Here is a 19,463-nt window from a genome sequence, read left to right as displayed (position 1 = left end):
AGGAATGATGGAGGGAACCCTTCGTTTCGACGTGTTGGCTCGTAAAAAGACACGCTCATTGAAGAGTCAAATTTATTCAAAATAGACCGCAGCTATCAGTTTTCAGAGGCTTATACCTGTCAACTCTGACAGTAGCGCCGAGGGTATGGCGAGGCATAAGGTCGTTTTCTCAAACGGGAACACTGACTGCTCCCCTATCAGACAAGGATTTGAGCATGAGACCTTTGAACGCTGCGCTGCCCATTGACACAACGTTTGGCAACCGGGGGTACGCCGAGTCATTTGCTACGGGAAGCCAGGCTTTGAAAATCGCAGGCTTGCGCCCGGATGGAAAGATCCTTCTCGTGGGACAAACTGTTGTAGAGGGCAAAGTCAGTTTTCATTTGGCGCAATTACTGGCGGACGGTACTAACGATACTGGCTTCAATCAAAACGGTTTGATCGTAGGTACGTTTACAGGTTCGGGACAAGCCAGCGGAACTGGCGCCTGTCTTTATAAAGACGGCAAGGCGCTGCTTTTTGGGTATCAATATGATGAGGACCAAGGAACTCGATTTGCGCTTGCCAGATTCTTCGCTGATGGTGAAAGAGATCGCGATTTCGGTCCCGATGGGACGGTTTACGTCCCTTTCCTGCCACAGTCCGAATCGCAATTGCCAAAACCGGAAGCTTCCATCACGTCGCAATCCAGAACCAGGTTAGTACTGACTGCTGATGAAAAAATACTCGTCGGTCAAAGCGACCGACTGTTCAGACTTGATCAGAATGGAGATTTCGATACCGCTTTCAACAACAAAGGCTGGCTGGATCTTGCAATGGGCATTGCTTCGATTTCAGTAGCAGAGGATGGAGTAATCACAGTTGCAGGTTCGAGCGCTGGAGAAGGAAAGATTGTGCGCCTGAACGTCGATGGAACGCCCCATAAAGACTTCGGCGATGATGGCACCGGGACCGTCTACATTCCATCGGATTACCCGGTCAGCGTACGAAGCCTGATGTTACGTGCTGACGGCAGCTTCTTTGTTGCTGGCCAGGTCGACACATCTCCCAACGACGTTTGGGGGAAAGGACGCAAAGCAATGATGGCCGCGTACAACCCGAACGGTAGACCAAATCTCGCATTCAATCAGGGTAAGCCTGTTGTCACTGATCTTGGATTAACCGACGGTTGCACTTTGTTCGATCTAAGTGGGGAGCCTGAGGATGGTTTGGTTGTGGTGGGGAGTACAGGGCAAATAACCAGGGAGCAAATGCTTGCCTGCCGCTATCTGGCAACGGGTGAACTGGACACAACCTTTGGGGATGGCAAGGGATACGTTACTCACTCTATGGGGCCAGGTATGCAATGGATCTCGGTGGCAGTGCAGCCCGACAAGCGAATACTCCTGAGCCGTGACAGCGACAACGTCAATGTGGGAGCTCTGGTCGTACGTTATCTGGGTTGAGGATTATCAGCTCTGATAAAAAATGCCCCGTATCGATTGATACGGGGCATTTCTGTTTAACCGTGCCTGACCCGCTTGTGGCGGGTCACATCACGTCAGGCAGTGACTTCGCTGCGCTTGCCCAGCAGACGATCACAGACCACGGCGACCACCAGGGTCATCACGCATGGCACCAGCCATGCCAGCCCTTGCTCGCTCAGCGGCAGATGGGTCAGCTGAGTTGGCATCCAGTCGGCCAGACCAGCGCCTTTCAGGGCGTCGATGGTGCCGAAAACGAAGGAAACCAGCATCACCGGGCCAAGAATGCGCCCGTGCTCATGCCAGAAATCCTTGCAGAAGCTCAGTGCGACCAGAACGATGCACGGCGGGTAGATCGCGGTGAGTACCGGAATCGAGAAAGCAATGAGCTTGGTCAGACCGAGGTTGGAGACCAGCAGGGAAAACGCTGCGAGGATAATCACCAGAGTCTTGTAGGACAACGGCAGCACACGGCTGAAGTATTCAGCGCAGGCACAGGTCAGGCCGACCGCCGTGACCAGACACGCCAGCGAGATCAGCACCGCAAGGAAACCACTGCCCAGCGAACCGAAGGTGTGCTGCACGTAGGCATGCAACACCGCCGCGCCGTTGGTCGCGCCGACCGCGACTTCATGGCTGCCGGAACCGAGACGGAACAGGCTGACGTAGACCAGTGCCAGCCCCACGCCGGCAATCAGCCCGGCGATGATCGCATAACGGGTGATCAGCGCCGGCGACTCGACGCCACGGGAGCGGATCGCGTTGACGATAACGATGCCGAATACCAGTGCGCCGAGGGTATCCATGGTCAGGTAACCATTGATGAAGCCCTGAGAGAACGGTGCCGCCACATATTCCGGTGTGCCGTGACCGATGTCACCCGCCGGCAAGGCGAACGCGGCGATGCCCAGTACTGCCAGCGCAATGATTTTCAGCGGTGCGAGGAAGCGGCCAACGGTATCCAGCAACCGCCCAGGGTAGAGCGAAATGAAGAACACCAGCAGGAAGTACACCGAGCTGTAGAGGAACAGCGCCAGCGGGCTTTCGCCGGTCAATGGCGCCAGACCTACCTCGAAGGATACGGTCGCGGTACGCGGGGTGGCGAACAGCGGACCCACGGCCAGGTAGCATGCCGCCGCGAGGATACCGCCAGCGATCTTGCCGATAGGGCTGCTCAACGCATCCATCGCACCGCCGACCTTGGCCAGCGCCACCACGGTGACCACCGGCAAACCAACGGCGGTAATCAGGAAGCCCAGCGCAGCCATCCAGACATGAGGCCCGGCCTGCAAGCCGACGATCGGCGGGAAAATGATGTTACCGGCCCCGACAAACAGGGCAAACGTCATAAAACCAAGTGCCAGGATGTCCTGACCTTTCAAAACTTTCATTAAGGTAATACCACACTACTGAAATCGGAATTTAGAGGGGGATTGCCCTGTTGGATTAGGGAAATGCTGTCGATCCGTATGGGACTGACCCTTAAAGCGCGTAGCTGCCTTGTGGGCGGCGGACGCAAAAATGGCGGCCAGCCTAACGAATTTGGCTGACAAACGCACTGTTAGAGGGCGAACTATCCGATACGCGACGTTTCAGTGTCGCGTTTACATATCTATTTTTCATACAGAGAACCTGTATTCATCACAACGAACCTGTGGCGAGGGGATTTATCCCCCTTGGACTGCGCAGCAGTCCCAAAGAATCCGAGCTGGAACTGCCTGACTGATCATGGTCGCTAGCATGGGGGCCACTTCGCAGCCCAGCGGGGATAAATCCCCTCGCCACTACAGCTCTCAAAATTCTCATACGCCAGGAACGACAAAGGCCACCCGAAGGTGGCCTTTGTTGCTGGAGCTAAAAAGTCAGCCGAAGCTTACTTCTTCACTTCCCAGCCAGTCAGCTCGGCCAGGGCCTTGCCGATGTCTGCCAGCGAACGCACGGTTTTAACGCCTGCGTCTTGCAGCGCAGCGAATTTCTCGTCTGCAGTGCCTTTGCCGCCAGAGATGATTGCGCCAGCATGGCCCATGCGCTTGCCCGGAGGAGCAGTCACACCAGCGATGTAGGAAACAACCGGCTTGGTCACGTTAGCCTTGATGTAGGCAGCCGCTTCTTCTTCAGCCGAACCGCCGATCTCGCCGATCATCACGATCGCCTCGGTCTTCGGGTCTTCCTGGAACAGCTTCAGGATGTCGATGAAGTTCGAGCCCGGGATCGGGTCACCACCGATGCCGACGCAAGTCGACTGACCGAAACCGGCGTCAGTGGTCTGCTTCACAGCTTCGTAGGTCAGGGTGCCGGAACGGGAAACGATACCGACCTTGCCTGGCAAGTGAATGTGACCTGGCATGATGCCGATCTTGCATTCGCCTGGGGTGATCACGCCTGGGCAGTTAGGGCCGATCAGGACTACGCCCAGCTCGTCGCACTTAACCTTGGCGTCCAGCATGTCCAGGGTAGGAATGCCTTCGGTGATGCAGACGATCAGCTTGATGCCGCCGAATGCCGCTTCCAGGATCGAGTCCTTGCAGAACGGAGCCGGAACGTAGATCACGCTGGCGGTAGCGCCAGTGGCAGCTACTGCGTCTTTTACGGTGTTGAACACTGGCAGACCCAGGTGCTCGGTGCCGCCCTTGCCCGGAGTTACGCCACCAACCATCTTGGTGCCGTATTCGATGGCTTGCTGGGTGTGGAAACTACCTTGCGAACCGGTAATACCCTGGCAGATAACTTTGGTGTCTTTATTGATCAGGACGCTCATTATTTGCCCTCCGCAGCTTTGACAACTTGTTGAGCAGCGTCGGTCAGGCTGGTAGCAGCGATGATGTTCAAACCGCTTTCTGCCAGTACTTTAGCGCCCAGCTCAGCGTTGTTGCCTTCAAGGCGAACAACAACCGGGATTTTCACGCCGACTTCTTTCACGGCGCCGATGATGCCTTCGGCAATCATGTCGCAGCGAACGATGCCGCCGAAGATGTTGACCAGTACTGCCGCGACGTTCTGGTCGGACAGGATGATCTTGAACGCTTCAGTAACGCGTTCCTTGGTAGCGCCACCACCTACGTCGAGGAAGTTGGCTGGCTTGCCGCCATGCAGGTTGACGATGTCCATGGTGCCCATGGCCAGACCGGCACCGTTGACCATGCAACCGATGTTGCCTTCCAGCGCTACGTAGTTCAGTTCGAACTTGGCAGCGTGCGCTTCGCGCGGATCGTCCTGCGACGGATCGTGGAAAGCCTTCAGCTTAGGCTGACGGTACATGGCGTTGGCGTCGATGTTGATCTTCGCGTCGAGGCAGTGCAGATCGCCGTCAGCCTTGATCACCAGCGGGTTTACTTCCAGCAGAGCCAGGTCGTGGTCTTTGAACAGCTTGGCCAGACCTACGAAGATCTTGGCGAACTGAGTGACCTGCTTGCCTTCCAGACCCAGCTGGAATGCCAGCTCGCGACCCTGGGATGGCTGAGCGCCAACCAGTGGATCGATAGTGGCCTTGAGAATTTTTTCTGGAGTGTCGTGAGCGATTTTCTCGATGTCCACGCCACCTTCGGTGGAAGCCATGAACACGATGCGACGGCTCGAACGGTCAACGACAGCGCCCAGGTACAGCTCTTTAGCGATATCAGTGCACGATTCAACCAGGATCTTGGTGACTGGCTGGCCATTGGCGTCAGTCTGGTAAGTCACCAGACGCTTGCCCAGCCACTGCTGTGCGAAGGCTTTGGCGTCTTCTTTGCTGCGAACCAGCTTTACGCCGCCCGCTTTACCGCGACCACCGGCGTGAACCTGGGCTTTGACGACCCACTCGTTGCCGCCGATCTTGTCGCAAGCTTCTGCTGCTGCTTCCGGGGTGTCTACTGCGTAACCAGTGGAAACTGGCAGGCCGTATTCAGCGAACAGCTGCTTACCCTGATACTCGTGAAGATTCATGCTTTTTACCGTCTTCGTTAGGTACTGCGCATTCGGCGCTGCGCTCGTTTGAGTGCCGCGCCACCTGTGACTGCTGCTTGCGTAGCTGGGCTACGCAAGACTGCGTCCGGCGGACATTCCGCGGTGAGTCTTGCTCGCAAGGCTCACGACGGGCCGCTACCGCCGTGGTTTCTTATTGTGTGTCTTAACGCTTCTTGCGGTTGGCAATGTGAATGGCGCCGCCATTCACTGCCAGAGCAGCTTCGTGCAAGGCTTCGGACAGGGTCGGATGGGAGAAAACCATCATGCCCAGGTCTTCAGCGCTGGTGCCGAATTCCATACCGATCGCGCCCTGCTGAACCAGTTCTGCAGCGCTCGGGCCAATCACGTGCACGCCCAATACGCGGTCGGTCTTGGCATCGGCGATGACCTTGACGAAACCACCGGTATCGTTGGCAGCCATGGCACGGCCGGAAGCGGCGAACGGGAAGGTGCCGACGTTGACTTCAACGCCTTCGGCCTTCAGCGCCTGCTCGGTTTTGCCAACCCACGCGATTTCCGGGTGAGTATAAATAACCGAAGGGATCAAATCATAGTTCATCTGAGCCTTGTGGCCCTTGATGCGCTCGACAACCATGATGCCTTCTTCCGAAGCCTTGTGGGCCAGCATCATGCCGCGAACCACGTCACCGATGGCGAAGACGCCCGGTACAGCTGTGACGCAATGGTCATCAACGGCAATGAAACCGCGCTCGTCGATTTCCACACCGCAGTCGGCAGACAGCAGATCAGTGGTCACCGGACGTCGACCAACGGCTACGATCAGCTTGTCGAAAGTGATGGTCTGTTCGCCGTTGGCATCGGTGTAGTTGACGACGACTTCTTCGCCGTTGACTTTCGAACCGGTAACGCGAGCGCCCAGCTTGATGTCCAGGCCCTGTTTGGTCAGGGTTTTCAGCGCTTCCTTGGAAACAGCGGTGTCGGCTGCCATCAGGAAAGTGTCCAGAGCTTCCAGAACCACCACTTCCGAACCCAGACGCGACCACACCGAACCCAGTTCCAGACCGATAACGCCAGCGCCGATCACGCCCAGACGTTTAGGAACGGACTGGAATTCCAGCGCGCCAGTCGAATCGACGATGACTTTCTGGTCGACCGGAGCTGGTGGAATGTCGATCGGACGCGAACCTGGCGCGAGGATGACGTTTTCCGCTTCGATCACTTCAACCGAACCGTCCGGCTTGGTGACTTCGACTTTCTTGCCGGCCAGCAGCTTGCCGTGGCCCTGGATCGAAGTAACGCCGTTGGCCTTGAACAGGGTGGCAACGCCGCCGGTCAGGTTCTTGACGATGCCGGCCTTGCGGCCAACCATCGCAGCGACGTCCATTTTGACTTCGCCGGTGGAGATACCGTGAACGTTGAAGCTTTCTTTCGCTTCCTTGTATTTCCACGAGCTGTCGAGCAGCGCCTTGGAAGGAATGCAACCTACGTTCAGGCAGGTACCGCCCAGGGCTTGCTTGCCCTCTGCGTCGGTGTACTTCTCGATGCAGGCAGTGGTCAGGCCCAACTGAGCAGCCTTGATGGCCGCTACATAGCCACCAGGGCCGGCACCGATCACTACTACGTCAAATTTCTGCGACATTCAAAAAATCCTCTTTAGCAATAAAGCTACAAGCCGCAAGCTCCAAGCTGCAAGCCCACCCGCTCGCCCTGAGCTTGAGGCTTGTAGCTGAAAGCTTGCAGCTGCTTTTTAGATATCCAGCAACAGACGAGCCGGATCTTCCAGCAGGTTCTTGATGGTCACCAGGAAGGTCACAGCTTCTTTGCCATCGATCAGACGGTGATCGTAGGACAGAGCCAGGTACATCATCGGACGGATCACGACCTGACCGTTGATGGCCATCGGACGCTGGATGATGTTGTGCATGCCCAGAATCGCTGCCTGCGGCGGGTTGACGATCGGCGTCGACATCATCGAACCGAAGGTACCACCGTTGGTGATGGTGAAGGTACCACCGGTCATCTCGTCCATCGACAGTTTGCCGTCACGGGCTTTCTTGCCAAATGTTGCGATGCCGCCTTCGATTTCCGCCAGGCTCATCAGCTCGGCGTTACGCAGAACCGGTACCACCAGGCCACGGTCGCTGGAAACGGCAACGCCGATGTCTGCGTAGCCGTGGTAAACGATGTCGCCGCCGTCGATCGACGCGTTGACAGCCGGGAAGCGTTTCAGCGCTTCAGTGGCCGCTTTCACGAAGAACGACATGAAGCCCAGGCGTACGCCGTTGTGGGACTTCTCGAACAGGTCCTTGTACTTCGAACGCAGCGCCATGACTTCGGTCATGTCGACTTCGTTGAACGTGGTCAGCATCGCCATGTTCGACTGGGCTTCAACCAGACGCTTGGCCACGGTGGCACGTACGCGAGTCATCGGTACGCGCTTCTCGATGCGGTCGCCGGCAGCGAACACAGGCGCAGCAGCCGAAGGAGCAGCAGCCTTGGCAGGTGCGGCAGCCGGAGCGGCTTTCTTGGCAGCAACCGCTGCTACCACGTCTTCCTTGGTCACACGACCGCCCTTGCCGGTGCCGGCAACGGAAGCGATGTTGATGCCGTTTTCTTCAGCCAGCTTGCGCGCGGCAGGAGCGGCGATCGGGTCATCTTCGCCATCGGCAGCAGCTGGTGCGGCAGCGGCAGTAGCGGCCGGAGCAGCAGCGGCGGCAGGAGCGGCAGCAGCAGCGCCGCCCTCTTCGATCGAGCCCAGGACCTGGTTCGACAGAACGGTAGCGCCCTCTTCGGCAACGATTGCGCCCAGCACGCCGTCTGCTTCAGCCAACACTTCGAGCACGACTTTGTCGGTTTCGATGTCGACGATCAGGTCGTCACGCTTGACGGCCTCACCTGGTTTCTTGTGCCAGGTGGCAACGGTGCCATCGGCAACCGATTCCGGGAATGACGGGGCTTTGATTTCGATAGCCATTATCTGTGGGTCCTTAAAATTCGGTTTCAGTCAGCGCGAAGGCGTTAAACAGTGAAAGCATCTTGCAGCAGTTTTTCCTGCTGCTCGGCGTGCATCGATGCGTAACCACAAGCTGGCGCAGCCGAAGCCTCACGGCCCGCGTACTCAAGTACGAGAGTCTTGTCGAGGTTGGCGATGCTGCGACGCAAGTGATGCTGGCTGCAGTACCAGGCACCCTGGTTCATCGGCTCTTCCTGACACCAAACGGCGTGTTTGACGTTGGTGTACGGAGCCAGGACTTCTTTCAAGTCGTCCTCAGGGAACGGATACAGCTGCTCGATACGCACGATGGCGATATCTTCGCGGCCTTCGGCACGGCGTTTCTCCAGCAGGTCGTAGTAGACCTTGCCGCTGCACAGAACCACGCGCTCGACCTTTTTCGGGTCCAGTGCATCGATTTCCGGGATCACGGTCTGGAACGAACCTTCGGCCAGATCTTCCAGCGTCGAGATGGCCAGCTTGTGGCGCAGCAGCGACTTCGGCGTCAGCACGACCAGCGGCTTGCGCAGCGGACGGATCACCTGACGACGCAGCAAGTGGTAGATCTGCGCTGGCGTGGTCGGCATGCACACCTGAATGTTGTGCTCGGCGCACAGCTGCAGGTAACGCTCAAGACGAGCCGAGCTGTGCTCAGGGCCTTGGCCTTCGTAACCGTGTGGCAGCAGCATGGTCAGACCGCAGAGACGGCCCCACTTGTGCTCGCCGCTGGTGATGAACTGGTCGATCACGACCTGAGCACCGTTGGCGAAGTCGCCGAACTGGGCTTCCCAGATCACCAGCGCGTTTGGCGTGGTGGTCGAGTAACCGTATTCGAATGCCAGTACCGCTTCTTCCGAGAGGAACGAGTCGTACAGGTCGAAACGTGGCTGACCGTCGTACAGGTTCTGCAGCGGAATGTAGGTGCCCGCGTCTTTCTGGTTGTGCAACACAGCGTGACGGTGCGAGAACGTACCGCGGCCGATGTCCTGACCGGTCATGCGGATCGGGTGACCTTCGAACGCGAGGGTCGCGTACGCCATGGTTTCAGCGTAACCCCAGTTGATCGGCAGGCCGCCGGCTTGCATCTTCTGACGGTCTTCGTAGATCTTCGCGACCTGGCGCTGAACGACGAAGCCTTCCGGAATTTCCAGCAGCTTGGCGGACAGCTCTTGCAGGGTCTTCAGATCGAAACGCGTGTCGTGACGCGCAGTCCAGGCGTGGCCCAGGTACGGACGCCAGTCGACGAACAGCTCTTTGTTCGGCTCTTTGACCAGCGATTTCACTACGTGCAGACCGTTGTCCAGCGCGTTGCGGTATTCGTCGACCTTGGCCTGAACGCGTTCAGCGTCAAGCACACCGGCCTGAGTCAGGCGATCAGCGTACAGCTCACGGGTGGTGCGCTGCTTGGTGATCTGCTGATACATCAGTGGCTGGGTGCCGCTTGGCTCGTCGGCCTCGTTGTGGCCGCGACGACGGTAGCAGACCAGATCGATCACCACGTCACGCTTGAACTGCATGCGGTAGTCGATGGCCAGCTGGGTCACGAACAGCACGGCTTCCGGATCATCACCATTCACATGGAGGATCGGCGCCTGGATCATCTTGGCAACGTCGGTGGCGTACTCGGTGGAGCGCGAGTCCAGCGGGTTGCTGATGGTGAAACCAACCTGGTTGTTGATCACGATGTGCACGGTACCGCCGGTCTTGAAACCGCGGGTCTGCGACATCTGGAAGGTTTCCATGACCACGCCCTGACCGGCGAATGCCGCGTCACCGTGGATGGAGATCGGCAGAACTTTCTCACCGGTCAGGTCGTTGCGACGGTCCTGACGGGCGCGCACCGAACCTTCAACCACCGGGGAAACGATTTCCAGGTGGGACGGGTTGAACGCCATGGCGAGGTGAACTTCACCTCCGGTGGTCATCACGTTGGACGAGAAGCCCTGGTGGTATTTAACGTCACCGGAACCCAGCTCGACCTTCTTCTTGCCTTCGAACTCGTCGAACAGCTCGCGCGGGTTCTTGCCGAAGGTGTTGACCAGTACGTTCAGACGGCCACGGTGGGCCATGCCGATGACGACTTCCTTGGTGCCGTACGAGCCGGAACGCTGGATCAGTTCGTCGAGCATCGGAATCAGGCTTTCGCCGCCTTCCAGACCGAAACGCTTGGTGCCCGGGTATTTGGTGCCGAGGTATTTTTCCAGGCCTTCACCGGCAGTCACGCGCTCAAGCAGGTGGCTCTTGATGTCGGCGGAGTACGTCGGACGACCACGCACGCTTTCCAGACGCTGCTGGAACCACTGGCGCTGCTCGGAATCGGTGATGTGCGTGAACTCAGCGCCGATGGTGCGGCAATATGTCTGCTGCAACGCTTCGTGAATTTCGCGTAGGCTCGCTTCCTCTTTGCCGATGAACAGGTCGCCGGCACGGAAGGTCGTATCAAGATCGGCATTGGTCAAGCCGTAATGATTGATCGACAGGTCTGCAGGTGCAGGACGCTGCCACAGCCCCAGCGGGTCAAGCTGGGCTGCCTGGTGGCCACGCATACGGTAGGCCTGGATCAATCGCAGCACTTCAACTTGCTTCTTCTCGTGCTCACTGCTCACGCTGCCGGCGGAAACCGGTTGGGCGCGGCGCTGGTTCTTTGCCAGCAGCACGAAATGATCGCGAATCGTCGAGTGCGAAACATCAGTGGCAGAGTTGCCGTCGGCTGGCAACTTCTGAAAGTAGGTGCGCCACTCTTCTGGCACAGCGTTAGGGTCGTGCAGGTAGAGCTCATAAAGCTCTTCCACATAGGCAGCGTTTCCACCTGAAAGGTAGGCGCTGTTCCACATGCGCTGCATCACGCTTTCTTGCATGCTTGGTCACCCTCGGTTAGGGGAACACCATCGGTGTCGACACCGAGCAAACTTGCAGAAGTCCGAATGCAGCGACTAAAACAAGCCACCTAGGATCACACTGATAGTCCGGGTACCAGCCCGGATGCCCCTGCTTGTCTCATTTCTTCAAAAGAAGAGCTGCAGCTTATGGCTACTGCTCTGGTTATAGCCATGACGCGGGTTGAAGCCCGCGCCACAGCCTCTACGGTGCAACGGTTACAGCAGCTGAATCACACGCCGCTCGAAAGCAGCATGTTACGGATGTGACCGATGGCCTTAGTCGGGTTCAGGCCTTTCGGACATACGTTGACGCAGTTCATGATGCCCCGGCAGCGGAAAACGCTGAACGGGTCGTCAAGTGAAGCCAGACGCTCGCTGGTCTTGGTGTCGCGGCTGTCTGCCAGGAAGCGGTAGGCTTGCAGCAGCGCAGCAGGACCCAGGAACTTGTCCGGGTTCCACCAGAAGGACGGGCAAGAGGTCGAGCAGCAGGCGCACAGGATGCACTCGTACAGACCGTCGAGCTTTTCGCGCTCTTCTGGCGACTGCAGACGCTCGATGGCCGGAGCCGGCGTGTCGTTCTGCAGGTAAGGCTTCACCTTCTCGTATTGCTTGTAGAAGATGCTCATATCGACGACCAGGTCACGGATAACCGGCAAACCTGGCAGCGGACGAACGATCAGCTTGTTGCCTTTTACAACGGCAGACAGCGGCGTGATGCAGGCCAGACCGTTCTTGCCGTTGATGTTCATGCCGTCGGAGCCGCAGACGCCTTCACGGCAGGAGCGACGATAGGAGAAACCTTCGTCCTGCTCTTTGATCAGGGCCAGCACGTCCAGCACCATCAGGTCTTTACCACCGGTATCGACCTGGAAATCCTGCATGAACGGCGCGGCGTCCTGATCAGGGTTGTAGCGATAAACACTGACTTGCAACATGGCGGTCACCCTTAATAAGTCCGGACTTTAGGTTCGAAAGTCGGAACAGTCTTCGGCGAGAAGTTCACGGCACGCTTGGTGACGCGCTTGTCACCCGGGAAGTACAGGGTGTGGCACAGCCAGTTTTCGTCATCACGGTCTTCGAAGTCTTCACGGGCGTGAGCGCCGCGGGACTCTTTACGTACTTCGGCCGCGATGGCGGTAGCTTCAGCCACTTCCAGCAGGTTCTGCAGTTCCAGCGCTTCGATACGTGCAGTGTTGAACGCTTGCGACTTGTCGTTGATCTTCACGTTGGCGATACGCTTGCGCAGATCGGCCAGCTGAGCGATGCCCTTCTGCATGTATTCGCCGGTACGGAATACACCGAAGTAGTTCTGCATGCAGCTTTGCAGCTCGCGACGCAGGGTGGCAACGTCTTCACCGTCGGTACGGTTGTTCAGCGCGTTCAGACGCGACAGTGCAGCTTCGATGTCGGACTCGGTAGCGTCGTCGTATTCGATGCCATCGGTCAACGCCTTTTCCAGGTGCAGGCCGGCAGCGCGACCGAAGACCACCAGGTCGAGCAGCGAGTTGCCGCCCAGACGGTTCGCACCGTGTACCGATACGCAAGCCACTTCGCCTACCGCGAACAGGCCAGGGATGATCTGGTCCTGACCTTCGGCGTTCTGGGTGATCGCCTGGCCATGAATGTTGGTGGCAACGCCGCCCATCATGTAGTGGCAGGTCGGCACAACCGGAACCGGAGCAACGACCGGGTCAACGTGGGCGAAAGTCTTCGACAGTTCGCAGATGCCTGGCAGACGGCTGTGCAGCACTTCCTCGCCCAGGTGGTCGAGCTTGAGCATTACGTGGTCGCCATTCGGACCGCAACCGTTGCCGGCGATGATTTCCTTAACCATCGAACGGGCAACCACGTCACGACCTGCAAGGTCCTTCGCGTTCGGAGCATAACGCTCCATGAAACGCTCGCCGTGCTTGTTGATCAGGTAACCACCTTCACCACGGCAACCTTCGGTAACCAGTACACCGGCGCCGGCGATGCCGGTCGGGTGGAACTGCCACATTTCGATGTCTTGTACCGGCACGCCAGCACGCAGAGCCATGCCGACGCCGTCACCGGTGTTGATCAGGGCGTTGGTGGTGGACGCGTAGATACGGCCTGCACCGCCAGTGGCCAGAACCGTGGCCTTGGCACGAATGTAGGAGGTTTCGCCGGTTTCGATGCAGATCGCGATCACACCAACGAATTCGCCTTCCTGGTTTTTCACCAGATCAACAGCGTAGTACTCGTTGAGGAACGTAGTGCCGGCTTTCAGGTTGCCCTGATAAAGGGTGTGCAGCAGCGCGTGACCGGTACGGTCGGATGCAGCGCAGGTACGTGCAGCCTGACCGCCCTTGCCGTAATCCTTGGACTGGCCACCGAATGGACGCTGGTAGATGCGGCCTTGCTCGGTACGCGAGAACGGCAGACCCATGTGGTCCAGCTCGAAAACAGCGGCAGGGCCTTCCTGACACATGTATTCGATAGCGTCCTGGTCACCGATGTAGTCGGAACCCTTGACGGTATCGTACATGTGCCAGCGCCAGTCATCGTTCGGGTCGGCGGAAGCGATGGCGCACGTGATGCCGCCCTGTGCGGACACAGTGTGCGAACGGGTCGGGAAAACCTTGGTGATCACCGCAGTCTTGTGGCCGCCCTGTGCCAGCTGCAGCGCAGCGCGCATGCCGGCACCGCCACCACCAATAATGATGGCGTCGAAAGAAATCGTTGGAATGTTAGCCATGAATCAGATACCCCAGAGAATCTGCACACCCCAGACGAAGTAAGCGAACATCGCAACGCCGCATACTGCCTGGAAAAGGAAACGTATCGCCGTTGCGGACTTGCCGAACGCCATTGGCGTCAGGTAGTCGGTCGCGATGGTCCACATGCCGACCCAGGCGTGAGCGCCCAGAGCAACAAGGGCCAGCAGGCTGAAAATACGCATTCCGTTGTGAGCGAACAGTTCATGCCACTGGGCATACTCGAGGCCAGGGTTGGCGACGATGTATCCGATCAGAAAGATGAAGTAAGCCGCGAGAACGACCGCAGACACACGCTGTGCCATCCAGTCATAGAGGCCCGAACGCGACAGGTTAGTGACGTTAGTTACCATATCCAGACTCCTGCCAGAACGATTACCACCACGGAAACGGCGATAACGATTTTCGAGCCCAGTTTGCCGCCTTCCAGCGTCTCACCGATGCCCATGTCCATGATCAAGTGGCGCACACCGGCTACCAGGTGATACAGCAGAGCGGACAGGATGCCCCAAATCACTAGCTTGGCTAGCGGACTGGTCAGACACGCTTTCACCTGACCGAAGCCTTCCTCGGAGCTCAGCGACTTGTCCAATGCGTAAAGCATGATGGCAAGGCACACGAAGAGGATGACACCGGAGATACGGTGAAGAATGGACGTGTAAGCAGTGACTGGGAGTTTGATGGTCCTTAGGTCTAGGTTTACAGGTCGTTGGCTTTTCACGGCTTTTTTTCACACTGAAGAGCCCCTAACAATCAGGGCAAAGTTGTTGGGGAGTGCACTGGTCAGGTAACCACCACCCAGGGATGCGACCCCCAATGAAAGCAAGCCCAAAAGCCCTTGGCGGTCGGTGGCCGAGTATAGACAGTTAGGCTACTAATGACAACGCGTTCACCTACCCCCAATAGCGGATTGCACAAGTTGCATAAAAGGCGTAAATGGCAGGCAATTTCGAGGAAAAAGTCGGCTTAAAGCCTTCTGGAGCAAGACTTTAGGCAAATTGACATTCGAATTTATCTCACTATAGTGGTGCGGGCCCTGCGTGGGGGGTCTGTCTGATGGTTCAAGCATAAATAGGAGGCCACATGGCTGACAAAAAAGCGCAGTTGATCATCGAGGGCGCAGCCCCCGTCGAGCTGCCCATTTTAACCGGCACCGTTGGTCCCGATGTAATCGATGTTCGGGGCCTGACGGCCACGGGCCGCTTCACTTTCGACCCGGGTTTCATGTCGACCGCTTCGTGCGAATCGAAAATTACCTATATCGACGGCGACAACGGCATTTTGTTGCACCGCGGCTACCCGATCGAACAGCTGGCTGAAAAGTCGGACTACCTGGAAACCTGCTACCTGCTGCTCAACGGCGAATTGCCGACCGCAGAACAGAAGGCCCAGTTCGTCAGCACCGTGAAGAACCACACCATGGTTCACGAGCAGCTGAAAACCTTCTTCAACGGTTTCCGTCGCGACGCCCACCCGATGGCCGTCATGTGCGGTGTAGTCGGCGCCCTCTCGGCCTTCTACCACGACTCCCTGGACATCAATAACCCGCAGCATCGCGAAATTTCCGCGATCCGTCTGGTTGCGAAGATGCCGACCCTGGCAGCGATGGTTTACAAGTACTCCATGGGCCAACCCATGATGTACCCGCGCAACGATCTGACTTACGCGGAAAACTTCCTGCACATGATGTTCAACACCCCGTGCGAGATCAAACCGATCAGCCCGGTACTCGCCAAGGCCATGGACCGGATCTTCATCCTCCACGCCGACCACGAGCAGAACGCTTCGACCTCCACCGTGCGTCTGGCCGGCTCTTCGGGTGCCAACCCGTTCGCCTGCATCGCCGCCGGTATCGCCGCACTGTGGGGTCCTGCCCACGGCGGTGCGAACGAAGCCGTGCTGACCATGCTCGACGAGATTGGCGATGTGTCGAACATCGACAAGTTCATCGCCAAAGCCAAGGACAAGAACGATCCGTTCAAGTTGATGGGCTTCGGTCACCGCGTCTACAAGAACCGCGACCCTCGCGCGACTGTCATGAAGCAGACCTGCGACGAAGTGCTGAAGGAACTGGGCATCAACAACGATCCGCAACTCGAACTGGCCATGCGCCTGGAAGAGATCGCGTTGACCGACCCGTACTTCATCGAGCGCTCGCTGTACCCGAACGTCGACTTCTACTCGGGGATCATCCTCAAGGCGATCGGCATTCCGACCAGCATGTTCACGGTGATTTTCGCCCTGGCGCGTACTGTGGGCTGGATTTCGCACTGGAAAGAAATGCTTTCGAGCCCGTACAAGATTGGCCGTCCGCGCCAGCTGTACACCGGTTACGAGTCGCGTGACATTACCAAGCTGGAAGATCGCAAATAAGGGTTTTTCTTTTTTGTGATGGTTTAGTGGTGTGTCAGGAACGGCCTCTTATATAGAGGCCGTTTTTGTTTGTGGTTTCAGCGGCCTTCGGGCCGACTGGTTCTTGGATTTTGGGGGCATATCCGTTGCTGCGGGTGCTGCCGCTGGCGGTTTCGCTCTTACAGCGAGTCACCTTTTCCAAACGCCAAAAAGGTAACCCAAAAGGCTTTGCCCCGGCGTACGGCCCGCTCGCTGGGGCTCGGGGTACCTTCGTTACGGGACCGATCCGGGCGCAGCGGCTCCGGTTGGCTTCGCTGCACCTACACTCGCTGTGTACGACTGCGTCGTACGGTCGCTGCGCTCCCACACCCGGATCGATCCCGTAACGAAGCCTGCCGAAGGGGCAAGAGATCAAAAGCAAGAGCCAAAGCCAAAGCCAAAGCCAAAGCCAGATCAAGAGCCCCTCACCCTAGCCCTCTCCCAGAGGGAGAGGGGACTGACCGAGGTGTTTGGGCGAAACACGCCGACTTGCGATACCGAGTCGAATGCAGGTTTTGAACACCACACAAATCGGCTCCCTCTCCCTGGGGAGAGGGCTGGGGTGAGGGGCGAATCCACCGAAAATCTCAAGCCATGCGACGCTTCTAACCACTCAACAATGAGCGTTAGCTCGAGTGCTTTTGATCTTGATCCACGGGCGACGTCGGAAGGCTGAGCGGAGGGATTGATCCGGGCGTGGGAGCGCAGCGACCGTCTGGCGCAGCCAGACACAGCGGAAGGAGGTGCAGCGAAGCAAACCGGAGCCGCTGCGCCAGGATCAGTCCCGGAGCGAAGGAACCCCGAGCCCCAGCGAGCGGGCCGAACGTAGGAGCTAGCGTTTTTTGCTTACTTTTTTAGGCGCTTGTAAAAAAGTAAGTCGCCGTAAGGGCGAAACCGCCAGCCGCAGCACTGCAAAAAACGGATATACACCCAAAACCAACCATAACCACCCACAAAAAAAAACGCCCCAATCTCTCAATCAGGGCGTTTTCTTGAAGCTTGAAGCTTGAAGCTTGCAGCTTACAACTGATCTCTTAGTGCGAAACCGCCCCACTCGCCCCCAACCCGGTCTGCGAACGCACAAACTGCGGGAAGAACAGCGCCCGCTCGTTATCCGCAGCCGCCGACTTGTCGGTAATCGAGAAGAACCAGATCCCGATGAACGCAATCATCATCGAGAACAGCGCCGGATATTCGTAAGGGAAGATCGCCTTCTCGTGATGCAGAATCTGCACCCAGATGGTTGGGCCGAGGATCATCAGACCAACAGCACTGACCAGACCCAGCCAGCCACCAATCATCGCGCCGCGAGTGGTCAGCTTCTTCCAGTACATCGAAAGCAGCAGCACAGGGAAGTTGCAGCTCGCCGCGATGGAGAACGCCAGGCCGACCATGAACGCAATATTCTGGCTTTCGAACAGAATGCCCAGACCAATCGCCAGCACCGCCAGGGCGATGGTGGTGATCTTCGACACGCGAATCTCATCTTTCTCGTTGGCCTTGCCCTTCTTGATCACACTGGCGTACAGGTCGTGAGAAACCGCCGAAGCACCCGCCAGCGTCAGACCGGCTACCACAGCCAGAATGGTTGCAAACGCCACTGCCGAGATGAAGCCTAGGAAGATGCTGCCGCCCACCGCGTTGGCCAGGTGCACCGCCGCCATGTTGTTGCCGCCGAGCAAGGCGCCCGCTGCATCTTTGAAGGCCGGGTTGGTGCTGACCAGCAGGATCGCTCCGAAGCCGATGATGAAGGTCAGGATGTAGAAGTAGCCAATGAAACCGGTAGCGTACAGCACGCTCTTGCGCGCCTCTTTTGCGTCACTCACGGTGAAGAAGCGCATCAGAATGTGCGGCAGGCCAGCGGTGCCGAACATCAGCGCCAGACCCAGCGAGAATGCCGAGATCGGATCCTTCACCAGACCGCCGGGGCTCATGATCGCTTCGCCCTTGGCGTGAACCTTGATCGCTTCGGAGAACAGCGTATTGAAGTCGAAGCCCACGTGCTTCATCACCATCAGCGCCATGAACGAGGCACCGGACAGCAGCAGCACTGCCTTGATGATCTGCACCCAAGTGGTCGCGAGCATGCCGCCGAACAGCACGTACATGCACATCAGCACGCCGACCAGGATCACCGCAACGTGGTAATCGAGGCCGAACAGCAGCTGGATCAGCTTGCCGGCACCGACCATTTGCGCGATCAGGTAGAACGCCACCACCACCAGCGAGCCGCAGGCGGACAGGGTGCGGATCTGGGTTTGCCCGAGGCGGTACGACGCCACGTCGGCAAAGGTGTATTTACCCAGGTTGCGCAGGCGTTCGGCGATCAGGAACAGAATGATCGGCCAGCCCACCAGGAAGCCGATCGAGTAGATCAGGCCGTCATAACCGGAGGTGAACACCAGCGCGGAAATCCCCAGGAAAGACGCCGCCGACATGTAGTCGCCGGCAATCGCCAGGCCGTTCTGGAAACCGGTGATCTTGCCGCCCGCCGCATAGTAGTCGGCGGCCGAGTTGTTTTTCTTTGAAGCCCAGTAGGTGATGTACAACGTCGCGCCGACGAAGGCCACGAACATCAGGATCGCCGGGATGTTCAGCGGCTGTTTGGCCACCTCCCCCGTCAATGCGTCAGCCGCCCAGACACTCGGCGCGAAAGCCGCAACACTCAATAAAGCCAGTAGACGCCGGATCATTGCTGAGCCTCCTTGAGAATCGCATTGTTCAGGTCGTCGAACTCGCCATTGGCGCGGCGCACGTAGATGCCGGTCAGGACGAAGGCTGAAATGATCAGACCGACACCGATCGGGATGCCCCAGGTGATCGAGGATTCAGGACTGAGTTTCGCCCCGAGCACGTGCGGCCCGTATGCGATCAGCAGGATGAATGCGGAGTAGAGCCCAAGCATGATTGCCGAGAGAATCCAGGCGAATCGTTCCCGTTTCTGAACCAGCTCCTTGAATCGGGGACTGTTCTGAATCGAGAGGTAAATGCTGTCGTTCATTGTTTTTATCCTCGCAGCACAAATTATTGTTGGAACGTAGCTAATGTATGCGGCTGCGAGAGAGGATCCAGACGACCTTAGTAGTAGATGGCC

General features: G+C 57.9%; 14 protein-coding genes. 2 read left to right on the top strand and 12 right to left on the bottom strand.

The genetic code is table 11. From position 1 onward, the window contains the following. Positions 1-215: 215 nt before the first annotated feature. Positions 216-1,445 (top strand): NHL repeat-containing protein, encoded by a 1,230-nt coding sequence (locus AB4N41_RS16710; RefSeq protein WP_252877702.1) that lies wholly within the window; start codon positions 216-218, stop codon positions 1,443-1,445. A 95-nt stretch (positions 1,446-1,540) separates the two neighbouring features. On the opposite strand, the gene brnQ is transcribed toward AB4N41_RS16710, so the two are convergent. The 10 genes from brnQ to sdhC form a co-directional block, all read right to left on the bottom strand. Then, positions 1,541-2,854 (bottom strand): branched-chain amino acid transport system II carrier protein, encoded by a 1,314-nt coding sequence (gene brnQ, locus AB4N41_RS16705; RefSeq protein ID WP_016773681.1) that lies wholly within the window; start codon positions 2,852-2,854, stop codon positions 1,541-1,543. Between the two features lie 482 nt (positions 2,855-3,336). Next, positions 3,337-4,221, bottom strand: a complete 885-nt coding sequence (gene sucD, locus AB4N41_RS16700) for a succinate--CoA ligase subunit alpha (RefSeq protein WP_016773680.1) — start codon at positions 4,219-4,221, stop codon at positions 3,337-3,339. After that, positions 4,221-5,387 carry an ADP-forming succinate--CoA ligase subunit beta gene (sucC, locus tag AB4N41_RS16695; protein ID WP_016773679.1) on the bottom strand — a complete coding sequence of 389 codons (1,167 nt, stop codon included), beginning with the start codon at positions 5,385-5,387 and terminating at the stop codon, positions 4,221-4,223. The genes sucD and sucC overlap by 1 nt, the downstream gene beginning before the upstream one ends. Before the next feature lie 184 nt (positions 5,388-5,571). Then, positions 5,572-7,008 carry a dihydrolipoyl dehydrogenase gene (lpdA, locus tag AB4N41_RS16690; protein ID WP_042607587.1) on the bottom strand — a complete coding sequence of 479 codons (1,437 nt, stop codon included), beginning with the start codon at positions 7,006-7,008 and terminating at the stop codon, positions 5,572-5,574. Between the two features lie 108 nt (positions 7,009-7,116). Then, positions 7,117-8,343, bottom strand: coding sequence for a 2-oxoglutarate dehydrogenase complex dihydrolipoyllysine-residue succinyltransferase (gene odhB, locus AB4N41_RS16685; RefSeq protein WP_024012151.1), 1,227 nt, complete (start codon positions 8,341-8,343; stop codon positions 7,117-7,119). 44 nt (positions 8,344-8,387) lie between these two features. Further along, a complete protein-coding gene (locus AB4N41_RS16680) occupies positions 8,388-11,219 on the bottom strand; it encodes a 2-oxoglutarate dehydrogenase E1 component (protein ID WP_041479560.1) in 2,832 nt (943 codons plus the stop codon). A 251-nt stretch (positions 11,220-11,470) separates the two neighbouring features. Continuing rightward, a complete protein-coding gene (locus AB4N41_RS16675) occupies positions 11,471-12,175 on the bottom strand; it encodes a succinate dehydrogenase iron-sulfur subunit (RefSeq protein WP_016773675.1) in 705 nt (234 codons plus the stop codon). Between the two features lie 11 nt (positions 12,176-12,186). Further along, positions 12,187-13,959 carry a succinate dehydrogenase flavoprotein subunit gene (gene sdhA, locus AB4N41_RS16670; protein WP_024012149.1) on the bottom strand — a complete coding sequence of 591 codons (1,773 nt, stop codon included), beginning with the start codon at positions 13,957-13,959 and terminating at the stop codon, positions 12,187-12,189. Positions 13,960-13,962: 3 nt separating this feature from the next. After that, positions 13,963-14,331 (bottom strand): succinate dehydrogenase, hydrophobic membrane anchor protein, encoded by a 369-nt coding sequence (gene sdhD, locus AB4N41_RS16665; protein ID WP_008049683.1) that lies wholly within the window; start codon positions 14,329-14,331, stop codon positions 13,963-13,965. Then, the gene (sdhC, locus tag AB4N41_RS16660; RefSeq protein WP_016773673.1) at positions 14,325-14,699 is read right to left on the bottom strand and encodes a succinate dehydrogenase, cytochrome b556 subunit; all 375 of its coding nucleotides are present in this window, start codon (positions 14,697-14,699) and stop codon (positions 14,325-14,327) included. The genes sdhD and sdhC overlap by 7 nt, the downstream gene beginning before the upstream one ends. Positions 14,700-15,061: 362 nt before the next feature. Here sdhC and gltA point away from each other — a divergent pair, with 362 nt between their 5' ends. Continuing rightward, entirely contained in the window at positions 15,062-16,351 is a 1,290-nt protein-coding gene (gene gltA / locus AB4N41_RS16655) for a citrate synthase (protein WP_003222994.1), read from the top strand. Positions 16,352-17,403: 1,052 nt separating this feature from the next. On the opposite strand, the gene AB4N41_RS16650 is transcribed toward gltA, so the two are convergent. Beyond that, the gene (locus tag AB4N41_RS16650) at positions 17,404-19,062 is read right to left on the bottom strand and encodes a cation acetate symporter (RefSeq protein ID WP_016771015.1); all 1,659 of its coding nucleotides are present in this window, start codon (positions 19,060-19,062) and stop codon (positions 17,404-17,406) included. Then, positions 19,059-19,370 (bottom strand): DUF485 domain-containing protein, encoded by a 312-nt coding sequence (locus AB4N41_RS16645; RefSeq protein WP_016771016.1) that lies wholly within the window; start codon positions 19,368-19,370, stop codon positions 19,059-19,061. The genes AB4N41_RS16650 and AB4N41_RS16645 overlap by 4 nt, the downstream gene beginning before the upstream one ends. Positions 19,371-19,463 lie beyond the last annotated feature (93 nt).

Source organism: Pseudomonas sp. S2_A10 (assembly GCF_054668465.1).
This window is presented reverse-complemented; position numbering and strand designations above follow the sequence as displayed.

Coding starts and splice junctions, on each gene's coding strand:
- AB4N41_RS16710 (WP_252877702.1), top strand. CDS start 216: ATGAGACCTTTGAACGCTGCGCTGCCCATTGACACAACGTTTGGCAAC.
- brnQ (WP_016773681.1), bottom strand. CDS start 2,854: ATGAAAGTTTTGAAAGGTCAGGACATCCTGGCACTTGGTTTTATGACG.
- sucD (WP_016773680.1), bottom strand. CDS start 4,221: ATGAGCGTCCTGATCAATAAAGACACCAAAGTTATCTGCCAGGGTATT.
- sucC (WP_016773679.1), bottom strand. CDS start 5,387: ATGAATCTTCACGAGTATCAGGGTAAGCAGCTGTTCGCTGAATACGGC.
- lpdA (WP_042607587.1), bottom strand. CDS start 7,008: ATGTCGCAGAAATTTGACGTAGTAGTGATCGGTGCCGGCCCTGGTGGC.
- odhB (WP_024012151.1), bottom strand. CDS start 8,343: ATGGCTATCGAAATCAAAGCCCCGTCATTCCCGGAATCGGTTGCCGAT.
- AB4N41_RS16680 (WP_041479560.1), bottom strand. CDS start 11,219: ATGCAAGAAAGCGTGATGCAGCGCATGTGGAACAGCGCCTACCTTTCA.
- AB4N41_RS16675 (WP_016773675.1), bottom strand. CDS start 12,175: ATGTTGCAAGTCAGTGTTTATCGCTACAACCCTGATCAGGACGCCGCG.
- sdhA (WP_024012149.1), bottom strand. CDS start 13,959: ATGGCTAACATTCCAACGATTTCTTTCGACGCCATCATTATTGGTGGT.
- sdhD (WP_008049683.1), bottom strand. CDS start 14,331: ATGGTAACTAACGTCACTAACCTGTCGCGTTCGGGCCTCTATGACTGG.
- gltA (WP_003222994.1), top strand. CDS start 15,062: ATGGCTGACAAAAAAGCGCAGTTGATCATCGAGGGCGCAGCCCCCGTC.
- AB4N41_RS16650 (WP_016771015.1), bottom strand. CDS start 19,062: ATGATCCGGCGTCTACTGGCTTTATTGAGTGTTGCGGCTTTCGCGCCG.
- AB4N41_RS16645 (WP_016771016.1), bottom strand. CDS start 19,370: ATGAACGACAGCATTTACCTCTCGATTCAGAACAGTCCCCGATTCAAG.